Annotated in this window: 11 protein-coding genes and 1 pseudogene; 1 reads left to right on the plus strand and 11 read right to left on the minus strand. The window is 54.0% G+C overall.

What is annotated here, in order from left to right; translation table 11 throughout:
* Nucleotides 1–18 precede the first annotated feature (18 nt).
* The 6 genes from ASD46_RS09735 to ASD46_RS09760 all read right to left on the minus strand — a co-directional run bounded on the left by ASD46_RS09735 (nucleotide 19) and on the right by ASD46_RS09760 (nucleotide 5,646).
* Nucleotides 19–1,236 (minus strand): transporter substrate-binding domain-containing protein, encoded by a 1,218-nt coding sequence (locus ASD46_RS09735; protein WP_323455109.1) that lies wholly within the window; start codon nucleotides 1,234–1,236, stop codon nucleotides 19–21.
* Between the two features lie 70 nt (nucleotides 1,237–1,306).
* A complete protein-coding gene (locus ASD46_RS09740; RefSeq protein WP_210173797.1) occupies nucleotides 1,307–1,597 on the minus strand; it encodes a hypothetical protein in 291 nt (96 codons plus the stop codon).
* Between the two features lie 151 nt (nucleotides 1,598–1,748).
* Nucleotides 1,749–2,162 (minus strand): lysozyme inhibitor LprI family protein, encoded by a 414-nt coding sequence (locus tag ASD46_RS09745; RefSeq protein WP_060642141.1) that lies wholly within the window; start codon nucleotides 2,160–2,162, stop codon nucleotides 1,749–1,751.
* A gap of 216 nt (nucleotides 2,163–2,378) precedes the next feature.
* A complete protein-coding gene (locus tag ASD46_RS09750) occupies nucleotides 2,379–4,157 on the minus strand; it encodes a monovalent cation:proton antiporter-2 (CPA2) family protein (protein ID WP_060642142.1) in 1,779 nt (592 codons plus the stop codon).
* A gap of 206 nt (nucleotides 4,158–4,363) precedes the next feature.
* Nucleotides 4,364–4,981 carry a DUF3011 domain-containing protein gene (locus ASD46_RS09755; RefSeq protein WP_060642143.1) on the minus strand — a complete coding sequence of 206 codons (618 nt, stop codon included), beginning with the start codon at nucleotides 4,979–4,981 and terminating at the stop codon, nucleotides 4,364–4,366.
* Nucleotides 4,982–5,175: 194 nt separating this feature from the next.
* Nucleotides 5,176–5,646, minus strand: coding sequence for a hypothetical protein (locus ASD46_RS09760; protein WP_323455110.1), 471 nt, complete (start codon nucleotides 5,644–5,646; stop codon nucleotides 5,176–5,178).
* A gap of 425 nt (nucleotides 5,647–6,071) precedes the next feature.
* Between ASD46_RS09760 and ASD46_RS09765 the strand changes: the two genes are divergently transcribed.
* Nucleotides 6,072–6,869, plus strand: coding sequence for a helix-turn-helix domain-containing protein (locus ASD46_RS09765; RefSeq protein ID WP_162248383.1), 798 nt, complete (start codon nucleotides 6,072–6,074; stop codon nucleotides 6,867–6,869).
* Nucleotides 6,870–7,079: 210 nt separating this feature from the next.
* On the opposite strand, the gene ASD46_RS09770 is transcribed toward ASD46_RS09765, so the two are convergent.
* From ASD46_RS09770 to ASD46_RS09790, 5 genes and pseudogenes are all read right to left on the minus strand, one after another.
* A complete protein-coding gene (locus tag ASD46_RS09770) occupies nucleotides 7,080–8,405 on the minus strand; it encodes an alpha/beta hydrolase (RefSeq protein WP_373371965.1) in 1,326 nt (441 codons plus the stop codon).
* A 247-nt stretch (nucleotides 8,406–8,652) separates the two neighbouring features.
* Nucleotides 8,653–8,831: pseudogene (locus ASD46_RS27015) on the minus strand (DUF4158 domain-containing protein); the annotation flags it as partial.
* Between the two features lie 219 nt (nucleotides 8,832–9,050).
* A complete protein-coding gene (locus ASD46_RS09780; RefSeq protein WP_003517384.1) occupies nucleotides 9,051–9,329 on the minus strand; it encodes a helix-turn-helix transcriptional regulator in 279 nt (92 codons plus the stop codon).
* Nucleotides 9,330–9,346: 17 nt separating this feature from the next.
* Nucleotides 9,347–10,669, minus strand: coding sequence for a type II toxin-antitoxin system HipA family toxin (locus ASD46_RS09785; protein ID WP_060642146.1), 1,323 nt, complete (start codon nucleotides 10,667–10,669; stop codon nucleotides 9,347–9,349).
* A 78-nt stretch (nucleotides 10,670–10,747) separates the two neighbouring features.
* Complete coding sequence (locus tag ASD46_RS09790; RefSeq protein ID WP_236762011.1) at nucleotides 10,748–10,990, minus strand: hypothetical protein; 243 nt, start codon at nucleotides 10,988–10,990, stop codon at nucleotides 10,748–10,750.
* Nucleotides 10,991–11,192 lie beyond the last annotated feature (202 nt).

Raw genomic sequence — 11,192 nt, forward strand, 5'->3', positions numbered from 1 at the left:
CAATCAACGCTGGCCGGGTTAATCGGTATTTCCAAAGTATCGGTTGCGCAGCTTTTCGACAGTACCGTCCTCCATGCGTTTAAGCAGCTGCAACGTCACCGGTTGCACGAGATCACTGTCGGCGCGAAACGCAAAGCCGTATTTGTCCGGATGGAAGATTTTGCCGACGGCTGCTACGTTTTCAAATGGTCTGGAATGTACATAATACTCGAGGACCGGAGCATCACCGACGATAGCGTCGATTTCTCCCTTGTTCATTGCTGACACAGCTGCATCTATATCCTGGTAAGAACGGGACACGATCCCTGTTGCAGCGATGAACTCCTCGGAGGCGCTCCCCTTGAACACTCCAACTGTCTTTCCCGGCAGGTCAGCGACGGAATGTATGCCTCTTTCGATGGCGACCGTCGTCATGACGCTTGTGATTGAGGACGTTACGTAGGCGATTATACCGACGCCCACGAGCATCCATACCGTTTGCCAGATACGGCCGATCCACCCGAACAAATTTTTTCTGCCACTTGTCTTTCCCTTGGTCGCGATCGATATGACATGGTGAAAACTCTCCGCTGCACCTTCATGCCAGCGCTTGGGAAATTCCGGATCGAACTTCCGGTCAAACAATGTAAAACCAATCGTCGCCGCAGCAATAACAGCTAAAAGCCAGCCATAAGCCTGCAAATGGCCAGCATCTGAAAGCCCTGACAGAAAGCGATCAAATCCGGATGAACGCACACTCGGCACCATGAGACGCAAGCCGGCGTCGTACCAAGGCTGAGTGAAGGCCAGAAGTTGAGCACGGGCACTGGTGATAGTGAGGTTTGTAACAGCGGCGTCCACCTCGCCATTGCTCGTCGCATCCACGAGCTCACGCAATGTGGGATAGGCCACATAACGGGTTGCCAGATTCAGGTCACTAGCAACAGCTTCCCACAAATCAGTTGCCATACCATCATATCTATTGTTGTCGGCGACGACGAAAGGCGGACTGACATAGACACCAACGTTAACAAGACGTGCCTCGGAGAGTTGTGCTTGTGCGCTGGCTGCCGACGTTATGAACGGGAAGATTACAAGTCCTGCAATCAACACAACCACAGCATTGAATGACTTGAACATGAGCACACAAAGCGGAGGCGAACGCAGGAGGTGCACAAAACGGATGCGGGATATACCCGAAAAGACGGGTAGGGTATTACATGCTGCCTGTCCTGTCGGTCGCTTCTGTTCTCTCATCGTTTCCACCGTCGGCGTGTTGCAGCACTGCGCAATCCTATCCTGATCTTCATTGTCATAAACTTCCCGCTTACTGATTGAAGCCTTTGGCCTTCATGCAATCAGCAATAAGTTCTTTCTGATCGACGGCTTGTTCTATACCGTCATCGATACCGGCTGCGATTGCACTACCGAAAGATTTGTACTGTTGGCCCTGTCCGATCCCGATTGTTGCGGCCTTGGCCTGGTACTTGCATTCAGCAATGGCCTGATCGGTCTCGGAGCGGGCCGATTCATCCTTGACCCAAGGCTTGTCGTTGTTAACGCAACCCGTGAGGACGATCAGTGTAGACAATGCCGTATAAATCACGATATTTTTCAATTTGTTTTTTCCTTGAACAAAAGCCGCAGGCTTACCGTTTATACGACTGCTCGGTGTCGCCCGGATCAGCGACGAGGCATCCCGCACCATAATAGCCAATGTGCTGGGTGCTTGTTTTCCAGGTATCTTGGCCTCAGAAATTTCGAAGTTTTTAGTTGGCTGCCGGAACCGGGCAACTCATGTCCCCTTCCTGACATTGCAGATAACCTTCAAAGTCCTTGACGCGCGATTGCGTCAAACTATCCCGGCATATCAGCACAAGCATTGGCATCATGCTCCCTCCGGCCGCCCCTGCGGTTTGGAAAGCACATTCGGCATCACGAAACTTCCCCCAGTCACGCTGTGTCTGAACCAGAAGATTTTTGATATCTGTGTCGTCGCTCAGGCGGCTTTCTATCTGTTTGTAAAGATTATTGAGTTTTTTGTCGGATTTCTTGAACGAAGCTTCGGCACACTGGGTCAAAGTCGCCTGGTCCTCGGCATTGGCGCACTTGTCTGCCGCAAAGGAGAACCCCGGGGTTGCCCAAACCACGGCAGTGGCCAACATCAACAGTCGAAGTTTCATTTTTAAAACCTTTCATAGCAAGCGGCGCCGTCTGGAGTCGGAGCGACCTTTTGAGTGGTGCGTGCGGCAGGCGGGCTGCAACCCCTGCTTCGAGTGCGATCATGGCGGCCCGAGACAGACGGACGTGGCGGCCCGAACGTAACAGGCCATGAAGAAAACCTCGCGATCCACGTTTGACATTCTGAAGTTTCGATCAGTTCACAACAGGATCCCCTGTCAGTGCTGGGTTTTGCTATTCCCGATGATTAGGTCGCGCCCTGCGAAGATCCCTCCGACGCATTCCAGAGCGAAACGTTCGACATCCCGCTCGCGAAACGTCTCCATTACCTCATCGACAATCTTCGGATCGACGCCGAGGGCCAGCAATGCCTGCTTCCCCATAGCAAACGAACTTTCAAGGGTCTCGCGTAGCTGAAACTCCGCCCCGGCCTGTACAAGCTCCAGCGCATGCTGACGGTCATAAGCCCGCGCCAGTACGGGGACCATCGGAAATTCATGCTTTGCCAATTCAACAATTTTTGTCACAGCGGCCCTGTCATTGGGCGCTGCAATGATCAGGTTCGCGTTCGCCGCCCCGGCCGCGTGAAGGATGTCGAGCCGTGCCCCATCACCGTACCAAACCTTGAAACCTATAACGCTTGCATCTTGGATTGCCTGCGCATCAGTATCGATTATCGACAGGGTGTACCCACGTGCCAGGAGTGGCTGACTGATAATCTGCCCCATCCGGCCGAACCCGATTAACAGGACATTTCCGGACAACTCTCGCACAGCGTCTACGCCGTCCATCGAACCCGTTGGTTTAGGCGCGAACCGATCATGCAGGATGATCATTAGAGGGGTCAACGCCATTGAGCAGATGATCACCGCCGTCAGGTTGGCATTCCATTCGGGTGTCAGAATTCCGAACTGGGTGGCTGTCGCGTAAAGGACGAATGCGAACTCGCCACCCTGCGCCATTAGCACGGCTCGCTCAAGCGCTTCCGATTTCTCGGTTTTCAGCGCTCTTGCAACGGCGTATATGACCCCCATTTTCAGCACTATATAGGCCGGAACGCTGATCGCGATTACGCCCCAGTTCGCCACAATGGTATCGAGATCCAACACCATGCCGACGCTCAGAAAGAACAAACCCAGCAGCAAGCCCCGGAACGGCTCGATATCTGCTTCGAGCTGATGGCGGAAGCTGCTTTCGGATAGGAGCACCCCTGCCAAAAACGCACCCATGGCCATCGACAACCCGCCTGCCTGCATCAGAATCGCCGCACCGAACACGACCAGCAGCGCAGCGGCGGTCATCACCTCACGCGCGCCGAAACGGGCTAAAAGCCGGAACATGGGATCAAGAAGATAACGTCCCGCAATGACCAGAATTGTAATCGCCGCGAGCCCGATACCCACGCTCGTCAGTCGGTCCGAGAGCGTCGCCTCCGCCCCACCTGGAGCAAGGAAGGCCACGAGCGCCAGGAGCGGGACGATCGCCAGATCCTCAAGCAGCAAAATCGCCACCATGCGCCGCCCCTTGGGCTGCGCCATCGAGTTTCGCTCGGTCAGCATCTGCATAACGATCGCGGTTGAGGTGAGCACGAAACCTGTGCCGGCGACGAAGCTCGGAACAACTGGATAGCCGAGCGCCAACCCGACCCAGACGAGTGCCGCGATCGCTATTCCGACCTGTAGCAGCCCTAGCCCGAAGATATCAGCACGCATAGCCCACAGTCGCGAAGGTTGCATTTCAAGGCCGATGATGAACAAAAACAGGACGACTCCCAGTTCCGCGACATGGAGGATCGATTGCGCCTCGTGGAAAAACCCCATTCCAAAGGGACCTATGGCAAGGCCCGCTGCCAAATAGCCAAGAACTGAGCCAAGACCGAGCCGCCGGAATACAGGAACAGCGATGACCGCCGCTGCGAGCAAGACCACAACCGCGATCAGGTCCGGGCCACCGTGTGCTCCGGAGTTGTTTACTGCTTCCACTACTTCTGCGCTCATAATTTCCCCTTGAAAACCATGCAAATCCCGTAGCAACGTGGCCGCAAATATAGAAGGCCCACGCGCGATAGCTCCACTGCCAAATTGATGAGTGCAGCGGAGGGGACTATCGGTTCACTCAACCAAGATAAACTTCAACGCAGGTCCTGCCCCTCGAGGTGTAAGGAGTGCAAGTATCTACCCGCACGAACCGCGTTAAATTTGCCTCATTCCGAATTGTCTGAATCTCCAGGATCATCAACCAGGCAGCCGGCGCCATGGCATCCTTGATAGTTGCCGTGGGTATCGAAATTCGGCTCACCTTCGTTGTCAAATTGCGGCGTATCATCGGCAGCTCGATCCGGGTTGTCGACCATACAGCCAACGCCGTGGCAGCCGTTATAGCCATCGTCTCCCCGGTAGTTGCTCGTCGTGTGGTGATGCTTACGCTTTGAATCGTCCGTCATGCCTTCAATCAGAGCACCAAGGATAGCGCCACCAACCACGGCACCCGCGTCGTGTCCTCGCTGATCATACATGCGCGCATTTTGATCGAAGGTGTCCCCCCGCCCATGGTGGTAGCCGGAGACGTCGGCAAAGACGCCTTGACAACCTTGAGCTACCCAAATGTATTTCGACTTGGGATTGTAGCCCCAAGTGCGGTTTAAAATGCAAGGAGCACCAGAAACTTGGTGAATTAGCTGAGGTTTCGCGAGGGGTCCTGCCCAGCATTCATCATATTGATAATTGCGTGACTGACACTCGACCGTCGATTGCGCCTTGGCCTCGAAACTTGTCAACGGCGCACCGAAAAAAAGTGCCGCCAACAGGGCGTATCTGAACATTTGGACTTGCTCCCAGAAATGATATCGATCGTTAACCGCTTTGATTTCAACGATGGGGGGGCATCCCCGACTTCAGGCCAAGCCTTTCCAACGCCTATCGAATACTTTGCCAATTCACATAAAGGCCAGGGCGCTACGCAAACTTCTCGCAACTTCTCTGCCAGCGGCTGCAGGAGAACCAGGTTCCTGAAAGTTCAGTCAGTAACAATCTGGGCGAAACACCGGGCCAGTTTCTCAGGAGCTCCAAGTTTCCGCGCCCATTTAATCAGATCCGGCCTATCTGAATCGTCAGCATATCCAGCCCAGACGTCTCGAAATTGCTTCTTTCCGTTGACGGTCTGGAAAAACATCATGCCGTCGTCGGCGATGGGCGTGGAAACATACGCCGCAGCCCAGTCGTCACTCTCCAGAATGGCATTGAATTCCACCTGCACAGGCTTGACTTTGTGATCGACCGCCGATGCAACCACAGCGGCATAATCTTGCTTGCGCACTTTTGTTAGCTCAAGCTCGACGCCATCACAATCTTTGGTCGCCGCTGACGCAGATGGGACCATAAGCCCCAGGCAGACAAAACTAACAGCGAGGATCTTGGCTCGTTTTCCAACATGCCTGATAATATTAGACATGTTCACTTTCGACAACCAAACCTGTCTTTTGCTCATGCTCTCTCCTACTGTCCCTGGAAAAAGGAATGCAAGCCGCCAAAGCGGTGCTTCGATTTTTTGGATAAGAAAGACCACATAAAGTGTCAGGGATCATCCCCTCAGAGCGAGTTGGGCAACAGATAATGGTAAGAACGTGGAAAAATGGTAAAATCTTGATAGCGCTGGCTCTGTGTAGAGATCCGTATCATAATGATATATTTACATAATCCGCAAAATCGAGTTGTATGAAGGATGAGGGGTGATGTAATCGTCGTAATTGTTGCGCTAGGAGTGTATCTCGAAGCCGAGATGGCCAGCCCAGCCGCAGCGCATTGCCATATCGAATCCGGCCAATCCCTGAGTTTATCGTTAGTAGCCGTCTAAAAATTTTGGGCACAACAATGTTAAAGGGTAGATCACTCTCTTGGGGGCCTCAGATTGTATTGAACGGTGCGGCCGTATGCTATACCCGTACCGGCTCCAATGAGATAAACTACATTCAGAACGCACACGCGTTGGTTATACACCTGTCGCCGGATTCGGGGTGGAACTTAGCGGTAAATACCGATCGAAAGTATACGGGCGCTATTTTGCCAGGAGCTGTAGACGTAATCCCGTGCAACAGTCAGGTTTTGGGCACTTGGACGGGAACAATCGACGGCGTCCGTATTGACATCGATCCCATGCGGCTTGAGCGGTTGGCGGGTGCGGAATTGAGCAATAGCTCATTTGAGCTTCAGCCCCCGCAATTTGGCTTCATCGACAAACAACTCCATACGCTTGCGTTGTGGATGTTGAAGGAACTCGACGACGGCGATGCTCTTAGTCCAGAATTGCTGGACGCATTAATCACCGTCTCTTACACCCACGTGCTTCGCAATTATTCGACGCTGACAGGACGAAAAATTCCGAGCGGAGGACTGTCTCCGTTGGCGCTGCGAAAGGTTAGAGATTTTATCCACGCGAATAAGACAAGAACTCTTACAACGGAAGAATTGGCCACGGTCGCAGCCCTTTCGCCCAGTCATTTTATTCGCGCATTCAAACATTCGACGGGCCAGACTCCTCACCAATACATACTTAACGCACGTCTTGATGAGGCAAGAAAACTCATCCTTGGTCGCGATTTACCTCTGAATCAGATCGCGACCGCGGTTGGCTTTTCAAGCCACAGTCACATGACGTCACAGATGAAACGCGCTTGGGGCATTACTCCCTCTGAGTTGCGCCGTCCATACTGAAAGACTACGTATTATGAGGAATGTTATTTCCAATAGCGACATCGTACTACGCGTGCATCTGATCGTATTTGGCCCAAAATGCGGTAATGTGAGCACGACGTTTAGAAACGCAGGCAATGGCGCATGGCTGACTGAAGGAACCCGGTGAAGATAAGGCGTACCAAGTTATCAACGACCACCGTCAAAGCTATTTAGAGTGGCCGGACCATGTCAATTCCGAACAGATCTGCCACCGTGCGCATGTATTGCTTTACCGAGGGGGGTCGTGGCGGCGTTGCGCGGCCTTGCTCCGTCGGAAAGTCCGACTAGTGTCTTAACGTGGTGGGAATAATTCTCCCGTGTGTTTCGATCGACGATAGCCACCGGTGCCGACAAGATCAGGCCCGCGGCGGTTCCTAAGGTTTGAGCCGCCCCGGCGGTCGCCGTGACGACATGATCACCAAGTCCAAGACGACTGTCGGTGAGAGTCTGGCCGTCGGACAGGCGGCGACCGATCAGCTGGACGATTTCGGGCGATTCTGCAAACTTGGAGTGGTGTAGATTGTCGCCGGCCTTGACCTTAGTGAGATCGATGACGGTGATCGCGTTTGCTGCCAGTTCTTCTCTATAAGGTGACTGCTCCGGATCGATGGCCCCCAGCCGGGAGACATTTCCCCAGATTCGGCGGGAAACGGCCAGCGCACGGTCGTCGCGAGAGACAAAGAGGGTGAAACGCGGCCGTTGTTTACCCATGTCGGCGATCTGCGAGCCGAATACGTCAACGTCGACGTCCGGCGCCGCCAACATCACATTCTTGAACTTTTTCGGTAGACCATCGTTTCGAATGGCCATCTGCCGCAAGGACTCCAGCGCCAGCCAATTGCCCATTGAATGAGCCAGTATCGATACTTCCTTGATGTCGGAATCTTGCGCCAAGGACTGGAACAAGTGTTCCACTGCATTGCGAGTATAGTTGGTGCTTTCGCGGTCGTAGCCATAAGCGAGTAGGCTCCCGCGTGACGGCCACGTCGCGAGCACCGGCACACTGTCCGTTCCCGAATCGTGAACAATTTGCGCGAAACGGAATACTGCATCCTCGAAATGGTTATTGAAGCCATGGATAAAGACGAGAACGCTGCGGTCAGAGCTCTTGCGCACATGACTACCTAACCAATCCTCCGCCGCGTCACGGTCGATCTCGTCGGCTTTGAGCGTCGCAAAATCCGTCGCCGGATTCGCCGGCAGCCTGCGCGGCCAATCGACTTCACCCACCCTGCGAACTGTCTTAGGGGGAATAGAGACCGTGATGTCTGCGAATTTTGGAGTGCGTGCTCGCTCGCCACTGAACATCTCGCCCGGTGTTGCCGCCCGATCTCGAGTAGTGGCGACCAACATTTCGACACGAGCGGCTGACGGGCTGGCTGGCACAGGTTCAAGAACACCGGTAGGGCGACCGGCGCATGCATTGAGCAACGTCAGACTGAGTGTTATGACTGACGGCAAATGCAACCAATGATGTGGGTTGCGTTTATCCACTCTACGAAAATGTCGCCCCAAGTTTAAGTCACTCCTGCCAAACAACATCCATCCGTCCACCTCACCGGGGCCTGTCATTTTATGAAGTCAGACCGATGAGCTGAAACAGAACGATGACCAGTGACCAAATGCAAGATGATGTTTATGGGATAGTTTGCGCTTAGTCGCAAGAATGTGTTTCCTTCGCCGTTTTCGTTTTCGTTTCGGATTCCGGGGATAAAAGATACACGGCATGGGCAATGATGCAGGCGAGAAATCAAGAGCGGCGGTATCGCATCAGACATAGCGGAATGGCAAAGCCTTGCCGGTTGTGATCACGTCTCCGCAGTTCGATCTCCAGGCGATCCGCCAATGACAACGAATTTGTGGGATCAGGCTGTCCTCGTCGACTGGTATGTCGACAAGCTTCTGTCGATATTGATCGTTGAGAAGCTTGCGCTTTGCCATCGCCCGATTCCATCCCTGACCAATCTGCGCTGCGCGTTGTCGTGTCGGGCCGGACAGAAAAATGAAAACTGGCGTATGTCAATGGCAATCCACAAAGATCCAATGCGCAAGATCTAGCCTACGACGTTGTTCATGCTCCGATCTACCTTATCGTACGATTTCGGACTGCTCTTATTCGACCCTTAGTACCAACGCCCATCCTCCGAGAAAATTCAGCCATCATTGCGCCTTCGGAATAAACCCCACAGTAAATCCGAACAATCGGCCAATCTTCCCTAAAGTTTCGAGCGTTGGGTTCGCCGTCCCGGCTTCGATCTCAGCAACTTGGCGCCTGGTGAGCGATAGCGTCTTGGCGAATTCGTCCTGCGTCAAACCAAGCCCCCTTCGGATTTCAACAACAGCCTCAGGTAACCTCAAGTCGCCAGTCCGAGCGCGTTCCGCCAGTGTTCGCCGGTTCTCAAGAATTTCCTCTTTCGTTGGCTTTCTCCATCGAGCCATTTAGCTGTCCTCCGGCATCACTGGCACGCCGCCAGAACGCTCTCCGCGATTTCAATGCAGCGTCCCATTGCACGCTCTAGAATTTCCGGAGACCCACCCATATCTTTCGCCATAGGCGGTGTTTGCCGGAGGTATTCGGAAAACACGGAAAGGTCAGCTGCGAGCGCATTCTGCTCATCAGGATCAGGGATCAGTTCAGCGCAAATGCGTTTCCAATCGGGAAGGTGATCGCGACCAACGTCCCGCATCATCGCCCAGCGGGTGGAACGAACGATCCCCTCTTTGGCAAGCCGCATTGGCGCGAAATCAAAGAGCGGAGACAGGCGGATCGTGCCGTCCTGGTGCTTACTCAGTGCAGAATTTCGGCCGTGATTATCGGGATTGCCGAGCGCCAAATTGGCGATGTCCCGCTTCAGGTATTCGACAATGTCCGCGAAGGGATTGGCAGAATATTGGCGCAAAACGTCGATGTAGGCCTCGTGCGAGCCGACATGACCGAAATCAGCAACGCCGATCGCGGATACCAGGCTTTCTTGGCCCAGCCTAACGGTTCCGCCACCTTCTTTTTTCTTCCGGTCGAACCGAGGAATGATCAGGACACTTTCGGCATAGGTCGAAGGTTCGTCCACATTCAGGCCGATCTCTTGAGCGATCCGCGAATAGAGGGCTTCGCCTTCGAGTATAAGGCGGTCCACGGGCTCGTTGCTGCGGACCAGCTTGACAATGACGTGGCGCACGGCTTCATCATCAGTCACGAAGCTGTCGGGATAATAGAGACCGTCATTCGCTTGGGTCATCGAGACCTTAGGCCATTCGCCTTGCAGGCCGCTTGAGCCAGAGGCGAGCATTCCGAAGCGATCGGCGACTTCCATGAAACGATCCGAGCGCTCAAGGATTTCCGCTTCTGTAACGCCTTGGCGCTCAACACCGCGCAGCCGTTCCGTCTCGGCCTCCGCCGCTTCTTTGATCCGGATATTGCCTATGCCGCCCGCCGCCGATCGCAGAAGCAGCGGGAGATCAGAAGCGCGCGAGCCTTCAGCAAGACTGAGATGCTCGGCAAGCTTTCGCCTCGCATGCCCCTGGGGCATGAGATCCAAGAGGAAGGGCGGCCAGTTGCGGCTATATCGATTTTCGAGATCAACGGGATATCGGACAGATAACGCGCGATGGTCGCGAACCGTTTTTCCACCCGCGAACTCCGCAGATGCAATTGTGACGAAATAGTCGAGATCGTAATCGACGATGGACGCGCCCTGGAAGCCGGCCGCGTCATCCTTAAGTTCTAGCGTCGCGGCGTGATGCCACTGGCCATAAAAATGGGTTTGGAGCGTTAGGCGCATTAATTAACCCTTTCAATGGTTCAAATAATGCATATTTTCAATTTATTCAACCCATCAAAGTGGGTTAGATAACTGACATTAGAACTCCCAGCTTGCGACGCGGTCGTTGACGCTCGTGAGCCGGCTGACCATCTTCCGGCCACGCAACGCATTGCCGCAAGCGAACAGCATGAGGGACAAGCTCAGCACAGGTGTCAGCCAAGCATCGGAATCGCTTCTCCCTTCGAACACAATGAGCAAGACTTCGCCGATCGCAGCGAAGAAGACCATCCCGAAATCGTATTGTTTTGAAAGGCTCGTACTGAAAGCCAGCGTCCTCAAACTTTAGCTTTCTTTGCTTCACGACGTGATCTCTGATGGACCGCGAGACACCTATGCCTCCAGGTTCAGCAACTCCTTCAAGCCGCGCGGCGATGTTGACGGTGTCACCGAAGACGGCTACGGGCAGATTTATCCGCAAACACGAGAGCTCACAGAGGAAGAACAGGCCGAGCTTTAGGCTCTTGGGGAGACCTTCGATGAA

This window comes from Rhizobium sp. Root491, from assembly GCF_001427205.1.
Taxonomy (GTDB): Bacteria; Pseudomonadota; Alphaproteobacteria; order Rhizobiales; family Rhizobiaceae; genus Agrobacterium; species Agrobacterium tumefaciens.

Coding starts and splice junctions, on each gene's coding strand:
- ASD46_RS09735 (WP_323455109.1), bottom strand. CDS start 1,236: ATGAGAGAACAGAAGCGACCGACAGGACAGGCAGCATGTAATACCCTA.
- ASD46_RS09745 (WP_060642141.1), bottom strand. CDS start 2,162: ATGAAACTTCGACTGTTGATGTTGGCCACTGCCGTGGTTTGGGCAACC.
- ASD46_RS09750 (WP_060642142.1), bottom strand. CDS start 4,157: ATGAGCGCAGAAGTAGTGGAAGCAGTAAACAACTCCGGAGCACACGGT.
- ASD46_RS09755 (WP_060642143.1), bottom strand. CDS start 4,981: ATGTTCAGATACGCCCTGTTGGCGGCACTTTTTTTCGGTGCGCCGTTG.
- ASD46_RS09760 (WP_323455110.1), bottom strand. CDS start 5,646: ATGAGCAAAAGACAGGTTTGGTTGTCGAAAGTGAACATGTCTAATATT.
- ASD46_RS09780 (WP_003517384.1), bottom strand. CDS start 9,329: ATGGCTCGATGGAGAAAGCCAACGAAAGAGGAAATTCTTGAGAACCGG.
- ASD46_RS09785 (WP_060642146.1), bottom strand. CDS start 10,669: ATGCGCCTAACGCTCCAAACCCATTTTTATGGCCAGTGGCATCACGCC.